At 75.1% G+C, this 22,867-nt stretch carries 18 protein-coding genes; 14 read left to right on the forward strand and 4 right to left on the reverse strand.

Annotation, left to right across the window (positions count from 1 at the left end; genetic code table 11):
• Window positions 1-155: 155 nt before the first annotated feature.
• A complete protein-coding gene (gene metG, locus ABWK59_RS08265) occupies window positions 156-1,883 on the forward strand; it encodes a methionine--tRNA ligase (protein WP_354639189.1) in 1,728 nt (575 codons plus the stop codon).
• A 26-nt stretch (window positions 1,884-1,909) separates the two neighbouring features.
• Here metG and ABWK59_RS08270 read toward each other — a convergent pair whose 3' ends face one another.
• A complete protein-coding gene (locus ABWK59_RS08270; protein WP_354639191.1) occupies window positions 1,910-2,542 on the reverse strand; it encodes a DUF998 domain-containing protein in 633 nt (210 codons plus the stop codon).
• Window positions 2,543-2,881: 339 nt separating this feature from the next.
• On the opposite strand from ABWK59_RS08270, the gene ABWK59_RS08275 reads away from it, so the two are divergent.
• The 6 genes from ABWK59_RS08275 to ABWK59_RS08300 all read left to right on the forward strand — a co-directional run bounded on the left by ABWK59_RS08275 (window position 2,882) and on the right by ABWK59_RS08300 (window position 13,394).
• Window positions 2,882-3,730: an IS5 family transposase gene (locus ABWK59_RS08275; protein ID WP_354639193.1), complete on the forward strand. Its 849-nt coding sequence runs from the start codon at window positions 2,882-2,884 to the stop codon at window positions 3,728-3,730.
• Window positions 3,697-5,502, forward strand: a complete 1,806-nt coding sequence (locus ABWK59_RS08280; protein WP_420492911.1) for an RNA ligase family protein — start codon at window positions 3,697-3,699, stop codon at window positions 5,500-5,502. Before ABWK59_RS08275 ends, ABWK59_RS08280 begins: the two co-directional genes overlap by 34 nt.
• Window positions 5,489-8,350 carry a poly(A) polymerase gene (locus tag ABWK59_RS08285; protein ID WP_354639195.1) on the forward strand — a complete coding sequence of 954 codons (2,862 nt, stop codon included), beginning with the start codon at window positions 5,489-5,491 and terminating at the stop codon, window positions 8,348-8,350. The genes ABWK59_RS08280 and ABWK59_RS08285 overlap by 14 nt, the downstream gene beginning before the upstream one ends.
• A gap of 124 nt (window positions 8,351-8,474) precedes the next feature.
• A complete protein-coding gene (locus ABWK59_RS08290) occupies window positions 8,475-9,461 on the forward strand; it encodes a S1C family serine protease (protein WP_354639197.1) in 987 nt (328 codons plus the stop codon).
• 152 nt (window positions 9,462-9,613) lie between these two features.
• Window positions 9,614-11,722 carry a SpoIIE family protein phosphatase gene (locus ABWK59_RS08295; protein ID WP_354639199.1) on the forward strand — a complete coding sequence of 703 codons (2,109 nt, stop codon included), beginning with the start codon at window positions 9,614-9,616 and terminating at the stop codon, window positions 11,720-11,722.
• 97 nt (window positions 11,723-11,819) lie between these two features.
• Window positions 11,820-13,394, forward strand: a complete 1,575-nt coding sequence (locus tag ABWK59_RS08300) for an alpha-amylase family glycosyl hydrolase (protein ID WP_354639201.1) — start codon at window positions 11,820-11,822, stop codon at window positions 13,392-13,394.
• Window positions 13,395-13,403: 9 nt separating this feature from the next.
• On the opposite strand, the gene ABWK59_RS08305 is transcribed toward ABWK59_RS08300, so the two are convergent.
• Window positions 13,404-14,249: a UbiA family prenyltransferase gene (locus ABWK59_RS08305; protein WP_354639203.1), complete on the reverse strand. Its 846-nt coding sequence runs from the start codon at window positions 14,247-14,249 to the stop codon at window positions 13,404-13,406.
• A gap of 167 nt (window positions 14,250-14,416) precedes the next feature.
• On the opposite strand from ABWK59_RS08305, the gene ABWK59_RS08310 reads away from it, so the two are divergent.
• The 4 genes from ABWK59_RS08310 (at window position 14,417) to ABWK59_RS08325 (ending at window position 17,395) form a co-directional block, all read left to right on the forward strand.
• Window positions 14,417-15,481 carry a type III polyketide synthase gene (locus ABWK59_RS08310; protein WP_354639205.1) on the forward strand — a complete coding sequence of 355 codons (1,065 nt, stop codon included), beginning with the start codon at window positions 14,417-14,419 and terminating at the stop codon, window positions 15,479-15,481.
• Window positions 15,482-15,497: 16 nt separating this feature from the next.
• The gene (locus ABWK59_RS08315) at window positions 15,498-16,019 is read left to right on the forward strand and encodes an isoprenylcysteine carboxyl methyltransferase family protein (protein WP_354639206.1); all 522 of its coding nucleotides are present in this window, start codon (window positions 15,498-15,500) and stop codon (window positions 16,017-16,019) included.
• Window positions 16,016-17,041 (forward strand): NAD(P)/FAD-dependent oxidoreductase, encoded by a 1,026-nt coding sequence (locus ABWK59_RS08320; RefSeq protein ID WP_354639208.1) that lies wholly within the window; start codon window positions 16,016-16,018, stop codon window positions 17,039-17,041. Before ABWK59_RS08315 ends, ABWK59_RS08320 begins: the two co-directional genes overlap by 4 nt.
• Window positions 17,042-17,140: 99 nt before the next feature.
• Entirely contained in the window at window positions 17,141-17,395 is a 255-nt protein-coding gene (locus ABWK59_RS08325; protein WP_354639209.1) for a hypothetical protein, read from the forward strand.
• A 188-nt stretch (window positions 17,396-17,583) separates the two neighbouring features.
• Here the strand turns inward: ABWK59_RS08325 and ABWK59_RS08330 are convergent, their stop codons facing one another.
• A complete protein-coding gene (locus tag ABWK59_RS08330; protein WP_354639211.1) occupies window positions 17,584-18,384 on the reverse strand; it encodes an ABC transporter permease in 801 nt (266 codons plus the stop codon).
• A gap of 16 nt (window positions 18,385-18,400) precedes the next feature.
• Window positions 18,401-19,348 (reverse strand): ATP-binding cassette domain-containing protein, encoded by a 948-nt coding sequence (locus ABWK59_RS08335; protein WP_354639212.1) that lies wholly within the window; start codon window positions 19,346-19,348, stop codon window positions 18,401-18,403.
• A 202-nt stretch (window positions 19,349-19,550) separates the two neighbouring features.
• Here ABWK59_RS08335 and ABWK59_RS08340 point away from each other — a divergent pair, with 202 nt between their 5' ends.
• The 3 genes from ABWK59_RS08340 to ABWK59_RS08350 all read left to right on the forward strand — a co-directional run bounded on the left by ABWK59_RS08340 (window position 19,551) and on the right by ABWK59_RS08350 (window position 22,807).
• Window positions 19,551-20,276 carry a hypothetical protein gene (locus ABWK59_RS08340; RefSeq protein WP_354639214.1) on the forward strand — a complete coding sequence of 242 codons (726 nt, stop codon included), beginning with the start codon at window positions 19,551-19,553 and terminating at the stop codon, window positions 20,274-20,276.
• Between the two features lies 1 nt (window position 20,277).
• Window positions 20,278-20,844 carry a DUF6529 family protein gene (locus ABWK59_RS08345; protein ID WP_354639216.1) on the forward strand — a complete coding sequence of 189 codons (567 nt, stop codon included), beginning with the start codon at window positions 20,278-20,280 and terminating at the stop codon, window positions 20,842-20,844.
• A 304-nt stretch (window positions 20,845-21,148) separates the two neighbouring features.
• A complete protein-coding gene (locus tag ABWK59_RS08350) occupies window positions 21,149-22,807 on the forward strand; it encodes an APC family permease (RefSeq protein WP_420492747.1) in 1,659 nt (552 codons plus the stop codon).
• Window positions 22,808-22,867 lie beyond the last annotated feature (60 nt).

Raw genomic sequence — 22,867 nt, forward strand, 5'->3', positions numbered from 1 at the left:
GGTCCCGCGTCGTCCCCGGCGGTGCGGGGTGGTGTCGGTACGATGGCGGGTGGTCTGTGGTGGGGTCCGCCGTGGTGCGGGCCGGGCAGGCCGGTCCGGCACCTGCCCGTGGGCATCGCCGTGGTGTCCGCCGGAGACATGGGGAGCATCCCGGGATGACTCGACAGTTGATCACCAGCGCGCTTCCGTACATCAACGGGATCAAGCACCTGGGCAACCTGGTCGGCTCGATGCTCCCGGCGGACGTCTACGCCCGCTACCTGCGCCAGCGCGGCCACGAGGTGCTGTACATCTGTGCCACCGACGAGCACGGCACGCCCGCCGAGCTGGCCGCGCAGGAGGCCGGGCTGCCGGTCGCGGAGTTCTGCGCGCGGGCGCACGGGCGGCAGCGGGCGGTGTACGAGGGCTTCCGGCTGTCCTTCGACCATTTCGGGCGCAGTTCCTCGGTGCAGAACCGGGAGATCACCCAGGAGATCGCCCGCGAGCTGCACGCCAACGGCTTCATCGAGGAACGCGCGATCCGGCAGGTGTACTCCCGCGCCGACGGCCGGTTCCTGCCGGACCGTTACATCGTCGGCACCTGCCCGCACTGCGGCTACGACGGGGCCCGCGGCGACCAGTGCGAGAACTGCACCCGGGTGCTGGACCCGACCGACCTGCTGGAGCCGCGCTCGGCGATCAGCGGCAGCGCGGACCTGGAGGTCCGGGAGACCACGCACCTGTTCCTCCTCCAGTCGCGGCTGACCGAGGAGGTGGAGTCCTGGATCTCGGAGAACGCCGACGACTGGCCCGTCCTCGCCTCCTCGATCGCCCGGAAGTGGCTGACCGAGGGCCTGCAGGACCGTGCGATCACCCGTGACCTGGAGTGGGGCGTCCCGGTGCCGGCCGACGTGTGGCCCGAACTGGCCGCCGAGGGCAAGGTGTTCTACGTCTGGTTCGACGCCCCGATCGAGTACATCGGCGCCACCAAGGAGTGGGCGGACGCGGCCGGCGCGGACGGGGGCCGGGACTGGCGGTCCTGGTGGTACGAGGCCGACGAGACCGTCCGGTACACGCAGTTCATGGCCAAGGACAACGTCCCGTTCCACACCGTGATGTTCCCCGCCACGATCCTCGGCTCGCGCCGCCCGTGGAAGAAGGTCGATTACGTCAAGGCGTTCAACTGGCTGACGTACTACGGCGGGAAGTTCTCCACCAGCCAGAAGCGCGGCATCTTCACCGACGTCGCCCTGGAGCTGCTGCCCGCCGACTACTGGCGCTACTTCCTGATGGCGCACGCCCCCGAGTCGGACGACTCCAGCTTCACCTGGGACCTGTTCGCCTCGGTGGTCAACAAGGACCTGGCCGACACCCTCGGCAACTTCGTCCACCGGGTGCTCTCCTTCAGCCGCAAGCGGTTCGGCGGCGAGGTGCCGGCCGGGGCGGCGGCGGGTGGGGCGGAGCAGCGCCTGGGCGACCAGGTCGCCGGCCTGCTCGCCGAGTACGAGGCGAACCTGGAGGCGCTGAACTTCCGCAAGGCGGCGCGGAGTCTGCGGGCGCTGTGGAGCGCGGGCAACGCGTACCTGGACGAGAAGGCGCCCTGGCTGCAGGTGCGGACCGACCCGGAGGCCGCGGCGCTCACCCTGCGCACGGCGATGAACCTGATCCACCTGTACGCGGTGGTTTCGGAGCCGTTCGTCCCGACCGCGGCCGAGACCGTGCGCCGGTCCTTCGCGCTGGCCGACGACCGCCGGACCTGGGTGACCGCCGAGGAGGCCCGGGCGCTGGACCTGGTCCCGGCGGGCACCGCGTTCACCGTGCCGCCGGTGCTGTTCGCCAAGATCACCGACGAGGACCTGGAGTCCTGGACCACCCGCTTCGGCGGCCGCCCCGACCCGGCCTGAGGGGGCGTACCGGCGCCGCCCGCACGTCAGCGTGAGGTGCGGCCGTCGGCCTCGGCGGGGCGGGCGCGGGCGGATCCGGTGGCGGCGTGGCGGAGGCAGGAGAGGACCACCACCAGCGGCCAGGCCGCCTGGGCCGCCGTCACCAGGCGTTCGACGGCGCCGGCCGCGCCGTGGTGGCGGAGTTCGAGCATGAACCAGGCGGCGCCGAGCAGCATGGACGCGGTGGCCAGCGCGGCGGGCCCGGGCCGCAGGGCCCAGGGCGGGGAGCGGCGCCGGACGGCGGCCAGGCAGGGCCAGAGGGCGAGCAGCGAGAACCCGACGACCACCGTCATGCCGTGGAGGTGCGACGCTCCCTGGTGCGGCACCGGGGAGAGCGAGACCAGCACGGAGGTGACGCCGCCGGCCGCCAGGACGATCCGGCCGAGCAGGAAGGCGGGGCGCAGGCCGAGGGCGGTGACGATGTCGCAGACGCCGAGGGCCATCAGTGCGGCGCCCATCACCCAGCGGTCGGGGGCTCCCCGGCGAGCCAGCAGGCTGATCGTCTCGGTGACCGGGTCGTAGCCGGGTCCGTGCAGCAGGCCGGCGACCGCCCAGCCGCCGACCAGCAGCAGCGGCGCGCAGACGGCCGAGACCACGGCCCACCAGGGAACGAGTCGCATCCGCCCACCGTAGGTCGCCGGTCCCCGCCCGCCGGGTGCACACGCGGCCGGCCGCCCGCCGTCCGGGTGACCGATATTCGATGGCCCGCGGGTGCCCGGTTCGTCCATGGTGGGCGGATCGTCCTGTCGTCCTCGGAGCGGATCATGCGTGTGCAGTACCCCCGGACCCCCCATCTGCCGTGGTCGCCGGGGGCCTCGGCGGACGACCTCCGCGCCGCGGGTCCTCAGAGGGTGTTCGGTAGGTGAATCCCCCCAACTGTCCGGCTTTGATCGGCACGGCACGGACTCGGTTCCATGATCTCGTGGCGGCCGGGTCCGTGTCCGCGATATTGATCGACCGTGACGGAACGACGCCGGTACCCCTCGGACCTGAAGGACGATCAGTGGCAGCTCATCGAGCCGATGCTGCTGAGATGGCGGGCGGCGCGAGCCGAGGGTCGTGAGCCGATCACCGAGCTGCGCGAGGTGGTCAACGCGATCCTCTACGTCGCCCGGACCGGCATCGCCTGGCGATACCTGCCGCACGACTTCCCGCCCCACACCACCGTCTACGGCTATTTCAAGGAGTGGGAACGCGACGGGACCACCGAGCAGATCCACGACACGCTCCGTGACCAACTCCGGGCGAAGAAGAGTCGCCGGATCCTGCCGACCGCGGCGATCATCGACGCCCAGTCGGTGAAGGCCTCGCCCAACGCTCCCGCCGACTCCCAGGGTTTCGACGGTGGCAAGAAGGTCAAGGGTCGTAAGCGGCACATCGCCACCGACACCCTTGGCCTGCTCCTGGTGCTGATCGTCACCGCCGCTGGCGTCCAGGACTCTGCCGGCGGGAAGCAAGTCCTCGACGTCCTCGCGGACCGGTGGCCGAGCGTGACCAAGGCCTGGGTCGATGCCGGCTACAACCACGCCGTCGTCAGGCACGGCGCCGCAATGGGCATCGATGTCGAGGTCGTCGCCCGGGACAAGGAGCAGAAGGGCTTCGTCGTCCAGCCGATCCGCTGGCGGGTGGAGCAGACGTTCGGGATTATGGCCCGGTACCGGCGGCTCCACCGTGACTACGAGGAGCTGCCGGACCGGTCACGCTCGATGATCCAGTGGGCCATGGTCAATTCGATGACCACCCGGCTGACCGCCAGCCCGGACAGAACCGGGCAATACCTCCGCCCGAAACCGCCTGCGGCAGCCTAAATCGGTATCGAACACCCTCTCAGGGGCTGCGCGGCCGCGAGGTGGTGGTCACCGAGAAGCTGGACGGGGAGAACACCACCCTGTACGCCGACGGGTTGCACGCCCGCTCGGTGGACTCGGCGCACCACCCGTCCCGGACCTGGGTGAAGGCCCTGCAGGGCCGGATCGGCGCGGGGATCCCGGCGGGTTGGCGGGTCTGCGGCGAGAACATGTTCGCCCGGCACTCGATCCCGTACGAGGAGCTGGAGGGCTACTTCTACGGCTTCTCGGTCTGGGACGGCGAGGACACCTGCCTGGACTGGGACGCGACGGTGGCCTTCCTGCGCGGCCTGGGCGTGCCGGTCCCCCGGGTGCTGTGGCGCGGGGTGTTCGACGAACGGGCGCTGCGGGCGCTGCGGCTCGACACCGAGCGCCGGGAGGGGTACGTGGTCCGCACGGTCGCGGGCTTCCCGCGGGCGGAGTTCGGGGTGCGGGTGGCCAAGTGGGTACGGCCGCGGCACGTCAGGACGGACACCCACTGGATGCACGCCGCCGTGGTGGAGAACGGCCTGGCGCCGTCCGCCGCGCTGTGGGCGGTGCGTTCGGGCGCGGCGCCGGAGGCCGGGGCGCTGCTGACGGCTCTGGGCGGGGCCGTTCCGACGGAGGCCGGTGAACGGGCCGGGGAGCTGGCCGAGATGACGGCCCGGCTGGACGTCCTCGGCCGGCGCGGCGAGGCCCGGCTGGCCGGGGTGCTGGCCGCGCTGCTGTCCGGGGTGCGGCGGGAGCGGCTGCTGCCCGCGCTGGCGGGGCCGCTGGGCCTGCCGCTGGCGCGGCGGGTGGCGGACCTGGTCGGTCTGTACCCGGGACTGCAGCGGCCCTATCCGGACGAGGAGCGGCGGGCCGGGCTGGTCCGGATGTCCTCCGCCGCCGACCTGGGGGTGCTGCACGCCCTGGCCGCCACGGCGCTGCCGACCGCTGGGGAGGGCGGCGGCGAGGGCGGTGCGGCCGGTGCGGCGGAGCGGGCCGAGGCCCGGGCCCAGGCGGACTGGTCGGCGCTGTGGGCGGAGGACGCCGGGCTGCTCGGCGAGGAACCGCTGGGCGGGTTGCAGGACGGCCTGCGGGAGGCCCTGGCCGGCCTCGACCCGGTGGCGGCCGACCGCTGCTGGGCCCAGGCCCGGGAGGCGTACGCCCGCGGCACGGTCACCGGGGTGGCGGACGCGGTGGCGGCCGGCTGGCGGTGGCGGTCCGGGGAGTTCCCCAGGCTGGTCCACCTGATCGGCCCGTCCGGCAGCGGCAAGAGCGCCTTCGCCGCCCGGCTGCCGGGGGTGGACGCCTCCGTGGGCCTGGACGAGCTGCGGGCGGCCCGCGGCTCGCGCGCGGACCAGCGGGACAACGGCGAGGTGCTGCGCGAGGGGCTGGACCGGCTGGACACGGCGCTCGTCCCGGGCGCGACCGTGGTCTGGGACGCCACCTCGCTCAACCCGCACCAGCGCTCGCTGGTACGGTCCGTGGCCGCCCGCCGCGACGCGCTGGTCACCCACGTGGTGCTGGTCGCGGAGGAGGCCGAGCTGGTCCGCCGGAACGCGACCCGGGCGCACCCGGTGCCGGCCGAGGTGCTCACGGGGCAGCTGCGGCGCTTCGTACCGCCGTACCCGGGCCAGGCGCACCGCACCTGGTACGTGGGGGCGGACGGACGGGTGGGCGACACGGCGGGTTCGCTTGGCCCGGCGGCCGGCGCCGCGGAGATGACGACGGTGTCGACGGGGAGGACGGTGTCCGGTGCGGACCAGTGAGGAGATCTACCACCGGGTGCGCTGGGACCCGCGGTTCGACCCGGGCCGGTTCGTGGTCGGCGTGCTCCAGCGCGGGGCCGAGCCCAAGCGGATCCCGCTGGACGCCTTCGCGCCGGGCGGCGACATCCCGTGGCACCGGGTGCTGTACGTCGAGGCGGACGGCCAGGTGGTGTGGGACCGGACGGCCGGCCTGGACCGGCTGGACGAGCTGCCGGCCGGCCGGGTCGACGAGCCGCGGCTGCTGCGGCCGCCGTTCCTCGTCTCCCGGACGCCCCACCGCTGGTCGGCCGGCGCCTGGCGCCCCGCGACCCCGAGCGAGCCGCCGACCGGGCACCTGCCCGGCTCGGACGGCCTGCGGGTGCTGACCTGGAACACCCTGTGGGACCGGTACGACGGCGACCGGATCCACACCGCCCGGCGCCGTCCGCTGCTGCTCGCGGCCCTGGAGGAGTCGGCCGCCGAGGTGATCGCCCTGCAGGAGGTGGAGACCGGGCTGCTGGCGATGCTGCTGGCCGCGCCGTGGGTGCGGGCCTCGTACACCGTGGGCACCGACCCGGCGGGCCGGGACGTGGCGGACAGCGGGCTGCTGCTGCTCAGCCGGCTGCCGGTGCGCGAGGCCTGGCAGCACGCGCTGGGCCCGTACAAGGGGGTGGCGGCGATCGCCGTGGAGACCGGCGGCGGGCCGCTGGTGGTCGCGGCCACCCATCTGAGCAGCGACCACTCCCAGGACGGGCCGGCCCGGCGGCGGACGGAGCTGGGCCGGATCGCCGAGGGGCTGTCCGGGCTGGCGGCACCGGTGGTGCTGGCCGGCGACTTCAACGACGGCCGGGACGGGCCCGAGGGCCCGGCCGCCGTCCTGGGCCTGCGCGACGCCTGGACCGAGGCCCACGGCCCGGAGGACCGGACCCCGACCTTCGACCCGGCGGCCAACCCGCTGGCGGCCGTCTCCTCGCTGACCGGCCGGGCCTCCCGGCTGGACCGGGTCCTGCTCGGCGGAGCCGCCGCCCCACGGGTGGCCGGGGCCCGGCTGCGCGGGGAGGTGCCGGGACCGGCCGGGCTGTTCGTGTCGGACCATTACGGTGTGGAGGTCCGACTGGGGTTCGGCGGGGCCGAGCCCGTCGAGGTGATGGACGCGGCGCCGACCGCCCGGACGGCGGTGGCCTGGGTCCCGCCCGGGGAGCTGTGGCCGGCGATCCAGGACATCCGGGTGGAGCACGACCCGCAGATCCGGCGCTGGCCGCCGCACGTCAACCTGCTGTTCGGGTTCGTTCCGGAGTCCGGGTTCGAGGAGGCGGCGGCGCTGCTGGGTGCCGCCGCGGCCGGGGTCCCGCCGTTCACGGCCCGGCTGGCCGGGGTCCGGAGCTTCCACCACCGCGCGTACTCCACCCTCTGGCTCGACCCGGCGGCCGACGGGGCGGCCCCGTGGGCGGTCCTGCAGCGGGCGCTGGTGGAGCGGTTCCCACGCTGCCGCGGCCGCGGCGAGGGCTTCACCGCGCACCTGTCGCTGGGGCGCTCCCGGACGCCCAGGCCGCTGGCCGCGGAGTTCGCGGCCCGGCTCGGCAGCCGGACGGCGCCGGTCGGCGAGCTGGTGCTGCTCTCCCGACGCGGGGACGAGCCGATGCGGGTCCGCGCCACGGTGGCGCTGGGGACGGGCGAGGTGCGCTGGACGGAGGAGCTCGCCGACGAGGACGGGCCGGCGGTGCCGGAGGGCCGGGCCGCGGAGCTGGTCCGGCGGATCGGCGAGGCGCTCGGGGAAGGCGTGGTCCGGGTCGTCGGTTCCCGGCGGATGGGCTGCGCGGTGCCCGGCGCCGACCTCGACCTGGTCGCCGCCCTCCCCGGGACGGTGGACCCGGAGGCCGTCCTGGCCCGGGTGGCGGCAGCCCTGCCCGGGGCGACCCGGCTGCGCCCGGTCACCGGTGCCCGGGTGCCCGGCCTGCGGCTTCACGCCGACGGGCTGGACGTGGACCTGGTCACCGTCGGCACCGGTGCGCTCGCCCCCGCCGACGCGGTGGCGGAACGGGCCGCCCTCGGCGAGGACGCCGCCGTCGCGCTGAGCGCGGTGAGCGACGCGGAGGCCGTCCTCGCGGCCCTGGGCACCGGCACCGCCCGCGCCCGGTTCGAACGGCTGGCCCGGCGGGTGAAGACCTGGGCCCGGGCCCGCGGCCTGGACGCGGCACCCTTCGGCGGCCTGCCCGGGCTGGCCTGGAGCGTGCTCGCGGCCCGCACGGTGCTGGACGCCGAGGGGCTGCCGGAGGCGGAGCTGCCGCGGCGGTTCTTCGGCACCTGGGCCGCCTGGGACTGGCGCCGGCCGGTCACGCTGCTCCCGGAGCGTGCCGGCGGTGGCGGCACGGCCGGGGTCACCGTGCTGACCCCGAGCGCGCCGGTGCGCAGCTGCACCGAGCAGGTGGGTCCGGGCGGGCTGGAGCTGCTGGTGCAGGAGCTGTACCGGGCGTGGGAGCTGCTGGAGGAGGCGGCCGGGACCGGTGCCGACGCCTGGCCCGCGCTGACCGCCGCTCCCCCGCTGCACCGGCGGCACGCCGCCTGGGCGGTGGTGGCCGTCCACGCGGCCGGTGGGGGTGGGGACGCGGCGTACCAGGGGGTGCTGGGCCGGGTCCGGGGGCGGATGCGGGCGCTGCTGACCGCCCTGGAGGAGGCCGGCTGCCCGGACCTGCACGCCTGGCCGCGCCCGTTCGAGTCCGGTCCGGCGGTGACCCGGTACGCGATCGGGCTCGGCCGGACGCCGCTCGACGCGGACCGGCTCGCCGATCTCGCCGACCGGTGGAGCCGCGGCCTGCCCGGGGTGGCGGTCGAGCGGGTGGAGGGCGGTGGCGTGCCCACCCTCGGGTAGCCCCGGACGGGCGGGTGCGGAAGCGCGGCGGGCCGCGCGTTGTTGGGGGTGATGCCGGACGGGCGACCGGCCGCGGCGACCGCCGCAGCGACGCCGGCACCCGCCTCACCCGGAGGGCCGAACCGTGTCCGACATCCTCTCCGGGCCCGACCGCTCTCCCGCGGAGCGCGAGGCGCTCGACTCCTACTCCCGGATCGTCACCACGGTCGCCGAGGAACTGACCGCCAAGGTGGCGGCCCTGCAGGTGGTCCGCCGCGGGCCGCGCGGCTGGTTCGCCACCGGGACGGGCTCCGCGGTGGTGTTCACCGAGGACGGGTTCCTGCTCACCAACGCCCACGTGGTCGGCCACGCCGACGCCGGCACGCTCGCCTTCGCGGACGGCACCACGGCGCCGTTCCACACCATCGGCACCGACCCGCTCTCCGACCTGGCCGTGCTGCGGGCGGACGGCGTGACCCCGCCGCCGGTACGGCTCGGCGAGGCGAACGGGCTGCGGGTCGGCCGGCTGGTCGTCGCGGTCGGCAATCCGCTCGGCCTCGCCGGGACGGTCACCGCCGGGGTGGTCAGCGCCCTCGGACGCGCGCTGCCGGCCCGCTCGGGCAACGTCACCCGGGTGATCGACGACGTGATCCAGACCGACGCGGCGCTCAACCCCGGCAACTCGGGCGGCGCCCTGGCCACGGCCGACGGCCGGGTCGTCGGCATCACCACCGCGGTCGCCGGGAACGGCCTGGGGCTGGCCGTCCCGGTCAACGCCGTCAGCCGGCAGATCATCGGCACCCTGCTCAGCGAGGGGCGGATCCGGCGGGCCTACCTGGGGCTGGCCGGCATGCCGGCCAGCCTGCCGCCGGCCCTGCGGGAGCGGACGGGGCAGCGCAGCGGCCTGCGGGTGGTCGAGGTGGTGCCCGGCTCCCCCGCCGCCCGGGCCGGGCTGCGCGCCGGTGACCTGCTGCTCACCGCGGCCGGTGAACCGGTGACCGGTGCCCAGGCCCTCCAGCGCCTGATGCTCGCCGACGCCATCGGCCACCCGCTCGCCCTCACCGCCCTGCGCGCCGACGCCCTCGTCGACGTCATCGCCACGCTCGGCGAACTGCCCGCCGACGAGGACTGAGACCGACCGGCCATTGGGGGGTGGGTGAAGGAGCGGGCCGCGCCCGGCGGTGCCCCGTGCCGCTCGGGGGGATCGGGTGGACGATGGTCTGAGGGCGGGGTGTGGTTGACGGACGGCCGTTCGGGTGGAGGTGGGCGGAAGGAGTGCCTGGGATGGGTGGTGCGTCCGAGGCGTTCGAGCGCGGTGGCCGCGGCCCCGCCGGTCGGGCGCCGCTCGGTCCGGCTCCGCCCGGCGGGCTGCTGGACGTGCTGGGCGTCGCGTCGGTGGTGCTGGACGCCCAGGGGCGGGTGGTGCTGTGGAGTCCGCAGGCCGAGCAGTTGCTCGGCCACCCCGCGCAGGAGGCGCTCGGCCGGTTCGCCGCGGAACTGCTGGTCACCGCCGAGCACTTCGAGCTGGTGATGGAGCTGTTCTCCCAGGTCATGACGGGTGAGGGCAGCTGGGCGGGGGTCTTCCCGGTCCGGCACAGGGACGGGCACCTGCGGCTGGTGGAGTTCCGGGCGATGCGCCTGGTCGACGACCACGGCGACTCGTACGCGCTGGGGCTGGCGACCGACCAGGGGATCCTGCGGCAGGTGGAGCGGGACCTGGCGCTGTCGGTGCGGCTGGTGTCGCAGTCCCCGATCGGGCTGGCCGTCCTGGACAACGACCTGCGGTACGTGAGCGTCAACCCCGCGCTGGAGCGGATCAACGGCCTCCCGGCCGCCAAGCACCTCGGCCTGACCCTCCCGGAGGTGCTGCCGTTCCTGGACACCGACACGATCGAGGCGGCGATGCGGCGGGTCCTGCAGACGGGCGAGCCGCTGATCGACCAGTACACCTCGGGCCGCACCCCGGCCGACCCGGGCCACGACCACGCCTGGTCGATCTCGATCTTCCGGCTGGAGGACCCGGGCGGGCGGGTGCTCGGCCTCGCCGAGTCGGTGGTCGACGTGACCGAGCGGCAGCGGGCGGCCTCCGAGGCCGAGCACGCCCGGCACCGGCTGGCGGTGATCGCCGAGGCCTCGCTGCGCATCGGCACCACCCTCGACCTGGAGCAGACCGCCCGGGAGCTGGCCGACGTCGCGGTGCCGGAGCTGGCCGACGTCGCGGCGGTGGACGTGCTGGACTCGGTGCTGCTGGGCCGCCGGTCGGCTCCCCCGACGGCGGGTTCGGCGGTGTTCCGGGCGCTGGCTGTGGCCGCGGGCTACCCGACCCCGGCCGCGCGGGCCGCGGACCCGCCGGGCGAGCTGGCCCGGTACGCCGCCGACCGGCTGGTGACCCGGTGCGTCCGGACCGGCAAGCCGGTGCACCTGCCCCGGGTGAGCCGGGAGGAGCTGACCCGGGTGGCCCGGGACGGCAAGGCGGCGGCGCTGCTGGCCCAGGCGGGCGTGCACTCGTACCTCGCGGTGCCGCTGATCGCGCGCGGGGAGGTGCTCGGCGCGCTGGACCTGAAGCGGGCCCGCAACCCGCTGCCGTTCGACGCGGACGACGTGCTGCTGGCCACCGAGCTGGCCGCCCGGGCGGCCGTCTGCATCGACAACGCCCGCTGGTACCAGCACGTCCGCAGCACCGCGGTCACCCTGCAGCGCAGCCTGCTGCCGGTGCTGCCCTCGCGCCGGACCGGCCTGGAGATCGCGTACCGGTACGAGCCGGCCGGCGCGGCCAGCGAGGTGGGCGGGGACTGGTTCGACGTGGTGCCGCTGCCGGGCGACAAGACGGCGCTGACGGTGGGCGACGTGATGGGCAGCGGCATCGACGCGGCCGCCACCATGGGCCGGCTGCGGACGGCCACCAGCACCCTCGCCGAGCTGGACCTGCCGCCCGCCGAGGTGCTCGGGCACCTGGACCGGATCACCACCGGGCTGAACCACTCCATCGCCACCTGCGTCTACGCCGTGTACGACCCCCACCTGGCCCAGTGCCGGCTCTCCACCGCGGGCCACCTGCCGCCCGCGCTGCTGCGGCCCGGCCGCCCGGCCGAGCTGCTGGAGCTGCCCACCGGCACACCGCTGGGCGTCGGCGGGGTGCCGTTCCGCAGCACGGCCGTGGAGTTCCGGCCCGGGGACACCCTGGTGCTGTACACGGACGGGCTGGTGGAGACCCGGGACCAGGACATCGACACCCGGCTGGACACCTTCCTCCGGCTGCTGGACGACCCGGGCCGCCCTCTGGAGGAGACCTGCGACCGGCTGCTGCACCGGCTCCGCCACCCCGACGACCACGACGACGTCGCACTGCTCATCGTCCGTGCCACGGAAGGGAGTTCAGGACCGGCTGGATGAGGGAGGCGGTGCATGGCCCGCCGGGGAGGGGGGAAGGAGGGTGGGCGAGGCGGCCTCCGCCCCGGGGCGGCCGCAGGGCCCGAGGAGGCTTTGGCGCATGCCCGAGACCGTGCCGACCTGGCTGTCCGACGCCGTGCTGTACCAGGTCTACCCGCAGACCTTCGCCGACTCCGACGGCGACGGCGTGGGCGACTTCGCGGGCATCGCCGAGCACCTGGAGTACCTGGCCTGGCTGGGGGTGGACGCGGTCTGGCTGAACCCGTGCTTCGCCTCGCCGTTCCGCGACGCCGGGTACGACGTGTCCGACTACCTGACCGCCGCCCCGCGCTACGGCAGCAACGCAGCGCTGGCCGAACTCGCCGACCGCGCCCGCCGGTCGGGCATCCGGGTGCTGCTGGACCTGGTGGCCGGCCACACCTCGGACCGGCACCCCTGGTTCCTGGCCTCGGCGGAGGACCCGGCGGACCACCGGTTCATCTGGTCCGACCGCCCGGTGGACGGGTTCGTCGCCTCCCCGGGTGGCCGGGCGGGCTGGTACCGGCCGAACTTCTTCGACTGCCAGCCGGCCCTCAACTTCGGCTACGCGCGCAGCGATCCCGAGCAGCCCTGGCGGCAGCCGGTGGACGCCGAGGGGCCGCGGGCGAACCGGGCCGCGCTGCGCGAGGTCATGGCGCACTGGCTGGACCTCGGGATCTCCGGCTTCCGGGTGGACATGGCCGCCTCGTTGGTGAAGGACGACCCCGGGTACGCCGAAACCTCCAGGCTGTGGCGGGAGTTGCGCGGCTGGCTGGCCGACGCCCACCCGGACGCGGCGCTGCTCGCCGAGTGGGGCGACCCGGCGGTGTCGGTGCCGGCCGGGTTCCACGGCGACTTCTTCCTGCAGTTCGGCGGGCCGACCACCGGCCGGCCGATGCGCTCGCTGTGGAACAACCGCACCGGCACCGACGAGGACGGCTGGGACCCGGTCCCCTGCTACTTCGACGCCGAGGGCCACGGCGACCTGGAGGTGTTCGTCTCCGCCTGGCGGGAGGCCGCCGAGGTCACCGCCGGCCTCGGCCGGATCGTCCTGCCGACCGCCAACCACGACTTCTCCCGGCTCGCCTGCGGCCCGCGCGGCCGCGAACAGCTCGGCCCCGCCTTCGCCTTCCAGCTCACCTGGCCGACCCTGCCGGCGATCTACTACGGCGACGAGATCGGCATGCGGTACGTGCCGGGGCTGCCGGACGTCGAGGGCAGCGTCCTCGGGCCGCGGTACAACCGGGCCGGTTCGCGGACACCGATGCAGTGGGACGCCGGCCCGGGCGCCGGGTTCTCCACCGCGCCCGCCGACCGCCTCTACCTCCCGCTGGACCCGGCCCCCGACCGCCCGGACGTGGCCTCGCAGCGCGCGGACCGGGGGTCGCTGCTGCGGCAGGTGCGGCGGCTGGTCGCGCTGCGGAAGGAACACCCGGAGCTGGGCGCGGACGGGGACGTGGAGGTGCTGCACACCGGCTACCCCGCGGTGTACGTGCGGGGCGGGCGCTTCCTGGTGGTGCTCAACCCGCGCCGCGGCGAGGCCCGGCTGGCGTACGACCGGCCCGCCCCGCGGCGACTGCTGGCCGGGTCCGGCGTGGAGGTGGAGAAGGGAGAGGTCCGGACGGAGGGGTTCTCGTACGGGGTCTTCGAGCTCTGACGGCTCGCCCTACGTCAGGGCGGTGCCGTGGGCCACCAGGACGGTGACGTCGATGGCGGCGGCCGCGAGGGTGGCCAGGAACGGGAGGCGGGTGCGGGGGGCCGCGAGGGCGGCGGCAGTGAGGGCGGTGGCCACGGTGAGGGCGGCACCGGCGACCGGGCCGGCGGGGCTGGACGGGCCGAGGAGCAGGACGGCGGAGGCGGCGAGCACCAGGAGGGCGGCGAGCGGTCCGGAGCGGGTCCGGCCGAGGCGCTGCGGGAGTCCGCGGATCCCGGAGGCCAGGTCGTCCTCGATGTCCGGCAGGACGTTGGCGAGGTGCGCGCCCGTCCCGAGCAGCGCGGCCGCGGCGAGCACCCAGGGCCGCGGCCAGGGCGCGCCGGGCAGGCCGAGGGTGACGAAGGCGGGCAGCAGCCCGAAGGCGAGGGCGTACGGGAGCCAGGAGAGCAGCGTGCGCTTGAGCCGCAGGTTGTAGGCCCAGCCGGCGGCGACGCCCGTCAGGTGGGCCAGTCCGGCCGGCCAGCCGGCGGCCAGTGACAGCGGGACGCAGGCGGCCAGGGCCCAGCCGGCGGCGGCACCGACCGTACCGGGGGCGAGGTCGCCGGTGGCGAGCGGTTTGTCGCGGCGGCCGGCGGCACGGTCGCGTCCGGCGTCGAGGCGGTCGTTGTGCCAGCCGATGGAGAGCTGCCCGGCGCCGACGGCGGCGAGGGTCAGCGCCGTCCCGGCCCCACCGCGGCCGGCGGAGGCGGCGAGCGCCGCCGCGAACACGGTGACGGCCGCGGCCGGCGCCGGGTGACAGGCCCTCAGCAGCCGGCCCGCCCGCGACCACGGCCGGGGTACGGCGATCTCGCTGGACACACCGCGATGGTAGGCGGCGGGGGGCGCGGCAGCGCGGATCAGCGCGCGGGCCGGGACGACGGGTCGGGCGACGGGTCGGGCAACGGGTCGGGTACGGACCGCGTGCGGGACGCGCCAGGAATGTCGGATTGGTGAACGTATGTCACCTGCTTCCCTATCCTGGGCCGGTGACGCGAATCGCGGCAGTGAGCGGAGTCGTCCCGCCCCACCGGTACCCGCAGGGGGAACTCGCCGGGGCCATGGCGGCGCTCTGCCTGCCGCGCGGCGCGGACCGCCGTGTCCTGGAGCGGGTGCACGCCTCGGCCGGGGTGGCCACCCGCCATCTGGCCCTGCCACTGGCCCGCTATCCGGAGTTGGACGGTTTCGGACGGTCCAACGACGCGTTCATCGAGGCGGCGCTGGCGCTCGGCGAGGCCGCCGTCGCCTCGGCGCTGGACCGGGCCGACCTGGCCGCCGAGGAGATCGACCTGGTGGTCTCCACCTCCGTGACCGGCATCGCCGCACCCTCCATCGAGGCCCGGCTGGCGGCCCGCCTCGGGCTGCGCGAGGACGTCCGGCGGATCCCCGTGTTCGGGCTCGGCTGCGCCGCGGGCGCGGCGGGCGTCGGACGGCTGGACGACTTCCTGGCCGGGCGGCCGCGCGGGGTGGCACTGCTGCTGTCCACCGAGCTCTGCTCGCTGACCCTGCAGCGTTCGGACTCCTCCACCGCCGGCCTGGTGGCGAGCGCCCTGTTCGGCGACGGCGCGGGCGCCCTGCTGGCGGTGGGCGCCGAGCATCCGCGGCACGCCGAGGGCCCCGGCCCGCTGGTGGTGGCCAGCCGCAGCCGGCTCTACCCGGGCACCGAACGACTGCTCGGCTGGGACATCGGCGACCGCGGGTTCAAGATCGTGCTCGGCGCCGAACTCCCGGACCTGGTCCGGCTGCACGTCGCCGAGGAGATCTCCTCCTTCCTCGCCGCCCACGACCTCAAGCCGGACGGCATCACCGCCTGGATCTGCCACCCCGGCGGCCCCAAGGTCCTCGACGCGGTCGCCGAGACGCTCGGACTCCCTTACTCCGCGCTGGAGTTGAGCCGCCGCTCGCTCGCCGCGGTGGGCAATCTCTCCTCCGCCTCGGTGCTGCACATCCTCCAGGACACCCTGGCCCTGCGGCCCCCGCCGCCCGGCAGCTACGGCCTGATGCTGGCCCTCGGCCCGGGCTTCTCCTCCGAACTCGTCCTGCTCCGCTGGTAGTCGACGAAGGAACGCCGTGACCGCGTACACCGTGCTGATCCTGCTGGTCGCCGCCGAGCGGATGGCCGAACTCGCCGTCGCCCGGCGCAACGCGGCCTGGAGCCGCGCCCGCGGCGGCACCGAGTACGGCCGGGGCCACTACCCGCCGATGGTGCTGCTGCACACCGCCCTGCTGCTCGGCTGCCTGCTCGAACCGCTGCTCGCCGCACGGCCGTTCACGCCCGTCCTGGGCTGGCCGATGCTGGCCCTCGCGCTCGCCGCCCAGGGCCTGCGCTGGTGGTGCGTCGCCGCACTGGGCCCGCGCTGGAACACCCGGGTGATCGTGGTGCCCGGGCTGCCGCTGGTCACCGGCGGGCCGTACCGGTGGCTGCGGCACCCCAACTACGTGGCGGTGGCGGTCGAGGGGCTGGCCCTGCCGCTGGTCCACGGCGCCTGGGTGACGGCCGGCTGCTTCACCGTGCTGAACCTGGCCCTGATGGGGGTGCGGATCCGGTGCGAGGAGACGGCGCTGGCCCGGCCCTCCGCAGTCCCGGCGTGATCGACCTGCTGGTGGCCGGCGGCGGTCCGGCCGGGCTGGCCACCGCCATCCACGCCGCCCGCGCCGGCCTGGAGGTCGTGGTCGCCGAACCGCGCCCGGGACCGATCGACAAGGCCTGCGGCGAGGGCCTGATGCCCTCCGCCGTCCGGGCGCTGGCCGCGCTCGACGTCCGGGTGGAGGGAAGGCCCTTCCACGGCATCCGCTACCTGGAGGCCGCCGGCACCCGCCGGGCCGAGGCCCGCTTCCGGACCGGGCCCGGCCGCGGCGTCCGCCGCACGGCCCTGCACGCGGCGCTCGCCCTCCGCGCGGCGGAACTGGGCGTCCGGGTGGTGCCCGAGCGGATCCGCGAGGTGGCCTGGGACGGGCCCGCCGTCCGGGTCGGCGACCTCACCGCCCGCCGCCTGGTCGCCGCCGACGGCCTGCACTCCCCCGTCCGCCGCTCCCTCGGCCTGCACCGCCCGCCGCCCCCGGGCCGCCCCGCCCGGTACGGGCTGCGCCGCCACTACCCCGTGCAGCCGTGGAGCGACCTGGTCGAGGTGTACTGGTCCGAGCGCGCCGAGGCGTACGTCACCCCGGTCGCCCCCGACCTGGTCGGGGTCGCCCTGCTCACCACCGACCGCGCGCCCTTCGACGAGCAGCTGCGCCGCTTCCCGGCGCTGGCCGCCCGGCTGCCGGCCGGCGGGGGCGGGCCGGTGCGCGGCGCCGGGCCGCTGCGGCAGCGGGCCGCCGCCCGGGTGTCCGGGCCGGTCCTGCTGGTCGGCGACGCCGCCGGCTACCTGGACGCGCTCACCGGGGAGGGGCTCGCCGTCGCCCTCGCCTCCGCCGAACAGCTGGTGCGGTGCCTGGTCGCCGGGCGGCCGCACGAGTACGAACGGGCCTGGCGGCGGGTCTCCCGCGGGTACCGGCTGCTGACCGGGTCGCTGCTGTGGGCCCGGGAGCGGCCGCTGCTGGCGCCGAGGATCGTCCCGCTCGCCGCTCGGCTCCCAGGCCTGTTCCACGCGGGCGTCAACGTCCTCGCCTGAGGGCGCGGCGGTACGCGCGGCGGTACACGCGGCGACCGGGCCGTCACCCGGACGGACGCTCCAGCGCGGCGGTGGGGGTCGGCGAGCGACACTGGAGACATGAGCCAGTCGCGTGCCACCGCAGGCGGGGACATCTTCCACCCGCCGGTCGTGGTGCGGCCGCCCACCCACGGCGCCCACCCGTACCGGCGGGTGGAGATCTACGGCCGGACGGTGGGGAAGGCCTACGGCCCGGAGGACGTGGCCGCGTTCATCCGCCACGCGGGGGTGGAGGAGCCGGACCTGGACGACCCGGACCTGGTGGGGTGGCGCGGGGGCGACCGGACGGTGTGGGGCGCACCCGCCGAGGGCTGACCGGGGCAACCGGGGCAACCGGCAAACCTTGGGGACCCGAAGGACTTCCACGCGCGGGCAATCGGCAGCCGGGCGGCTCTACGTGAGCGGGCTTCCGGGCTCGCGCAGTTCTCCCCCAGCCTCCGGCCGGGGGGCGCCCCCACGCGCCCCTGAGTTGCCCGCTCTCGTAGGGGATCCGCCCTGGTGGGTTAGACGGCGCGGCGGTAGAGCCAGACGCCGAGGGGGGCGAACACGGCGATGATGCCGATGTCCCAGGCGAGGGCCTGCCAGACCTGGGAGGCGGTGGGGCCGCCGAGGACCAGGGCGCGGACGGCGTTGGCGGAGACGGTCACGGGCTGGTGCTCGGCGAAGACCTGGAGCCAGCCGGGCATGGTGGCCACCGGGACGAACGCGGAGGAGGCGAAGACCAGCGGCGCCAGGACGGGGAAGGAGGCGGCCATGGCGGTCTCCGGGTCCTTGACCGCCAGGCCGACCGCCGCGAACACCCAGGACATGGCGAAGCCGAAGGCGAGGACCAGCAGCACGCCGCAGAGGAACGCCCCCAGGTCGGTGTGGATGCGGAAGCCCACCGCGAAGCCGACGGCGGTCATCAGCGCGACCACGAACACGTTGCGGATCAGGTCGGCGGTGGTCCGCCCGGAGAGCACCGCCGAGCGGGCCATCGGCAGCGACCGGAAGCGTTCCATCAGTCCGGTCTGCAGGTCGGTGGCCAGCCCGATCGCGGTGTTCATCGCGCCGAACACGGCCACCTGCACGAACACCCCGGGCATCAGGTAGTCCACGTACGGAAGTCCGCCGAGTGCGGCGCCGACCACGCCGCCGAAGACGTACCGGAACATCAGGACGAAGACCAGCGGCTGGATGGTGGAGAAGATCAGCAGCCGGGGTACCCGGCGCAGCCCGATCAGGTTGCGGCCGGTGACGGCGAGGCCGTCGCGGGCGGGGCCGAGCAGGCGGCGGCCGAAGGTTTCGGCGGATGCGGTGGTCACGGCGTGCTCCCGGTGGTCACGGGGTGCTCCCGGTGCGGCGGCCGGTCAGGGCGAGGTAGACGTCGTCGAGGCTGGACTCGCGGACGTTGATGGTGCGCGGGGTGAGGCGGGCGTCCTCCAGGGCGTGCAGGACGCTCATCAGCAGCAGGGAGCCGTCGGGGGCGGCCAGGCGGAGGAGGGCGCCCTCGGCCTCGGGGGTGCGGCCGATCCGGCCGTTGATCACGCCGGCGGCGTGGGTGGCGGTGGTCTCGTCGCCCATGGCGAGTTCGATCACGGTCCGGCCGAGGCGTTCCTTGAGGACGCCGGGGGAGTCGTCGGCGACGATCCGGCCCTCGGCGAGGACGGCGACCCGGGTGGCGAGCCGGTCGGCCTCCTCCAGGTACTGGGTGGTGAGCAGGACGGTGGTGCCGGCGGCGACCAGTTCGCGGATCAGCTGCCAGAGGGCGCCGCGGCTCTGCGGGTCGAGTCCGGTGGTGGGCTCGTCCAGGAAGAGCACCGGGGGCCGCGGGACGAGGGCGGCGGCGATGTCGAGCCGCCGGCGCATGCCGCCGGAGTAGGTGCGGACCGGGCGGTCGGCGGCGTCGACGAGGTCGAAGCGGTCGAGGAGTTCGGCGGCTCGGGGCCGGCGGGAGGCGGCGGGCTGGTGGGTGAGCCGGCTGATCAGGACCAGGTTCTCGCGGGCGGTGAGGTTGGGGTCGACGGCCGCGTACTGGCCGGCCAGGCCGATCAGGCGGCGGACGGCGGTGGGGTGGGCGACCACGTCGTGGCCGAGGACCTCGGCCCGGCCGTCGGTGGGTCGCAGGATCGTGGTGAGGATCCGGATGGCGGTGGTCTTTCCGGCGCCGTTGGGTCCGAGCAGGCCGAAGACCGTGCCGGGCGGGACCTCGAAGTCCACGTGGTCGAGGGCGACGACCTGGCCGAAGCGCTTGGTCAGACCGGACACCCTGATGGCGGGTGACGTCATCCTTCCAGTGTCCGCCGGGACCCGGAGCGTGTCGTACGGACCTCACGGGGGCGGGGGCAGCCCGGGGGCGGTCGCCACGCGGGTGGTCCGTCCAGGGCATCGGTGTCCCTCCAACCGCCGAGCCGGCCGCCGCTGGAGTGGCCGGCGGCGCGGGCGGGGGCGCTAGTGGAAGGGACATCCGCCCGACCCCAAGGAGCCGTTGATGATCCGGACCCGCCGCAGCCGTGGGCTGGCCGCCGTCCCGGTGGCCGCCGCCGCACTTCTCCTCGCCGCGGTCAGCGGCTGTGCCGCGCCACCGGTGCCGAACCCGATCCCGCCGGCGCCGGAGTCGGCGGCCCCGCCGGCCGGAGCGGCCCCGGAGTCCGCGCCGGCGAGCGCCCCGGAGTCCGCGCCGGCCTCGGCGACCGCCGCGGCGCCCGCCTCCGGGCCGGCGGACGCGGCGGCCGGTACGGCTCCGGACGCGACGGCTGCCGCGGCCTCGCCGGGGGCGGCGAGCCCGGCGCCCGGGGCGTCGGCCTCCGCGGGGGCGCCGGACGCCGGCGCGGTGGCGCTCCCGTCCGGGCCGGGGACGACGGTGGCGATGACGGAGACCGAGGGGCTGGGGAAGATCCTGGTCGACGAGCGCGGCCGGACGCTGTACCTGTTCGACGGCGACACCTCCACCAAGTCCACCTGCTACGAGGACTGCACCGAGGAGTGGATCCCGCTGACCACGGCCGGCCCGCCGGTGGCCGGCCAGGGCGTGGACGACGGCCTGCTGGGGGCCAGCGTCCGCACCGACGGCAGCTACCAGGTGCTGTACAAGGGTCACCCGCTCTACCGGTACGCGGGCGACGCCGAGCCGGGCGACACCAACGGCCGGGGGGCGGGCTACGGCGGCTCCGACTGGTTCGCGGTGGACGCCGTCGGCGACAAGGTGCGCGGCTGACGTGGTGCACCGGGCGGAACCCTCCGGCCGCCACCGGCTGCTCGGCCTGCTGTGGGCCCTGCTGCCGGTGGCGGTCTTCGCCGTCCTGTTCTGGTACGGGCGGGCGCACACCCCGCAGTACGACCGGGCGCTGTTCGGGCAGCGCGGGACGGACGCGATGCGGCTGAAGGCGCAGCTGGGCACGGCGCTGCTGGGCCTGGCGCTGGTGCAGGTGGTGCTGGCGCTGTGGATGTACGGCCGGATCCCGCGGGTGCCGGCCGCCCGGCCCCCGGTCCGGGCGGCGCACCGGCTCACCGGCCTGGCGGCGTTCCTGCTGTCGCTGCCGATCGCGCAGCAGTGCCTGGTCGCGTACGGCGTCCAGTTGACGAGTACCCGGACCGCGCTGCACTCGGTGGCGGGGTGCTTCCTGTACGGGGCGTTCGTCGCCAAGGTGCTGGTGGTGCGGCACCGGCGGCTGCCCGGCTGGGCGCTGCCGGTGGCGGGCGGAGCGCTGGTGTGCGCGGTGGTGGTGCTCTGGTACACGGCCGCGTTCTGGTTCCTCCACGGCTTCTCGGCGCCCGGCCTGTGACCGTATGTCTACCGGCGAGTACCCGGCGGCGGCGTTGAAATTCCGGCGCCGTCGGGTTATCACTATGCAGCGGGGTGGGAACCGATGCCGATTTCCGGGAAGTCTCAAGAAATGCTCAAATTCCCGTGAAGATGCTTGTGACCTGCGTCGATGTCGACCTCACGGGCTTTGTGCAGCAACGGTGAACGCGGGCCGGGAAATATAACTATTCGGATTCGTGATCTGTTGCGGACGGCCGTCGTCCGCCTAGCCTTGGGCAACTCTCAGCACCTGCCAAAATTCCATCGAGAGGGCCACCCCACACATGGCTTCCGTTGACCAGCTCGCCCCTTCCGCCGCGCCACCCACCGGCGGGAACTCGGGCGGCAGCCCCACACTCCGCCGCGAAATGGGCCTCATCGGCCTGATGTGGGCCTCCGTCGGCTCGATCATCGGCTCCGGCTGGCTGTACGGCGCCAAGAACGCCGTCGTCACCGCCGGCCCGGCGGCGATCATCTCCTGGGGCATCGGCGCGGTCGCGATCGTGCTGCTGGCGTTCGTCCACGCCGAGCTGGGCGGCATGTTCCCGGTGGCGGGCGGCACCGCCCGGTACCCGCACTACGCCTTCGGCGGCCTCGCGGGCATGTCGTTCGGCTGGTTCTCCTGGCTGCAGGCCGCGACGGTGGCGCCGATCGAGGTCGAGGCCATGATCGGGTACGCCGGGCACTGGGAGTTCGCCAAGGGCTTCCTCCACGAGGACGGCACGCTGACCATCAGCGGCATGGTCGTGGCGGTGATCCTCATGGCGCTGTTCGTCGGGGTGAACTTCCTCGGCGTCCGGGTGCTGGCGATGACCAACAGCATCACCACCTGGCTGAAGATCGGCGTCCCGCTGATGCTGATCTTCGTGCTGGCGGTGACCAACTTCCACAGCTCCAACTTCACCTCGCAGGGCTTCGCGCCGTTCGGTGTGAAGGGCGTGCTCACCGCGGTCAGCGCCAGCGGCATCATCTTCGCCCTGCTGGGCTTCGAGCAGGCCATCCAGCTGGCCGGTGAGAGCAAGAACCCCAAGCGGGACATCCCCCGCGCGGTGCTGGGCTCGGTCGCCATCGGCACCCTGATCTACGTCCTGCTGCAGGTGGTCTTCATCGGCGCGCTGCCGGCCGAGACCTTCGGCACGGGCTGGGCGAACCTGGACTTCGAGGGCATCAGCGGCCCGTTCGCGGGTCTGGCCATGCTGATCGGCCTGGGCTGGCTGGCCTGGGTGCTGTACGTGGACGCCATCATCTCCCCCGGCGGCACCGGCCTGATCTACACCACCTCCACCTCCCGCATCGCCTACGGCCTCAGCAAGAACGGCTACGCGCCGCAGATCTTCGAGCGCACCGACAAGCGCGGCGTGCCGTGGTTCGGCCTGATCATGTCGTTCGTCACCGGCATCGTCTGCTTCGCGCCGTTCCCGGACTGGCAGAAGCTGGTCGGCTTCATCGTCTCGGCCAGCGTGCTGATGTACGCCGGCGCCCCGCTCGCGTTCGGCGCGCTGCGCCGCCGCCTGCCGGACCACGAGCGCCCGTACCGCCTGCCCGGCGGTCAGGTGATCGCCCCGCTGTCGTTCGTGGTGTCCAGCCTGATCATCTACTGGGCCGGCTGGGAGACCCTGGCCCGCCTGGGCGTGGCCATCCTGATCGGCTACGTGCTGCTCGGCGGCTACGCGGCGTACGCCATCCGCAAGGGCCTGGCGAACGCGCCGAAGATGGAGTGGAAGGCCGCGCAGTGGCTGCCGGTCTACCTGGTCGGCCTGGGCGTCACCTCCTGGCAGGGCAGCTTCGGCGGCCAGGGCAACCTGCCGATGTGGTGGGACATGGCCGTGGTGACCGTGTTCTCCCTGGCCGTCTACTTCTGGGCGATCCGGGTCGCGCTGCCCTCCGAGGCGATCGAGCGCAACATCGAGGACGTCGAGGTGGTGGACGCGGGCGGTCACTGACGCCCCACCCCGCATAGCGGATTCCAGCTCCGAGCCCGGCCGGCCCCCACCGGCCGGGCT

Origin of the sequence: Kitasatospora sp. HUAS MG31 (assembly GCF_040571325.1) — a bacterium.
GTDB classification, from domain to species: Bacteria; Actinomycetota; Actinomycetes; order Streptomycetales; family Streptomycetaceae; genus Kitasatospora; species Kitasatospora camelliae.

Bases quoted from the DNA above. Each gene is read 5' to 3' on its own strand.
- ABWK59_RS08270 (WP_354639191.1), bottom strand. From the start codon at position 2,542: ATGCGACTCGTTCCCTGGTGGGCCGTGGTCTCGGCCGTCTGCGCGCCG.
- ABWK59_RS08350 (WP_420492747.1), top strand. From the start codon at position 21,149: ATGGCTTCCGTTGACCAGCTCGCCCCTTCCGCCGCGCCACCCACCGGC.
- ABWK59_RS08295 (WP_354639199.1), top strand. From the start codon at position 9,614: ATGGGTGGTGCGTCCGAGGCGTTCGAGCGCGGTGGCCGCGGCCCCGCC.
- ABWK59_RS08340 (WP_354639214.1), top strand. From the start codon at position 19,551: ATGATCCGGACCCGCCGCAGCCGTGGGCTGGCCGCCGTCCCGGTGGCC.
- ABWK59_RS08325 (WP_354639209.1), top strand. From the start codon at position 17,141: ATGAGCCAGTCGCGTGCCACCGCAGGCGGGGACATCTTCCACCCGCCG.
- metG (WP_354639189.1), top strand. From the start codon at position 156: ATGACTCGACAGTTGATCACCAGCGCGCTTCCGTACATCAACGGGATC.
- ABWK59_RS08335 (WP_354639212.1), bottom strand. From the start codon at position 19,348: ATGACGTCACCCGCCATCAGGGTGTCCGGTCTGACCAAGCGCTTCGGC.
- ABWK59_RS08300 (WP_354639201.1), top strand. From the start codon at position 11,820: ATGCCCGAGACCGTGCCGACCTGGCTGTCCGACGCCGTGCTGTACCAG.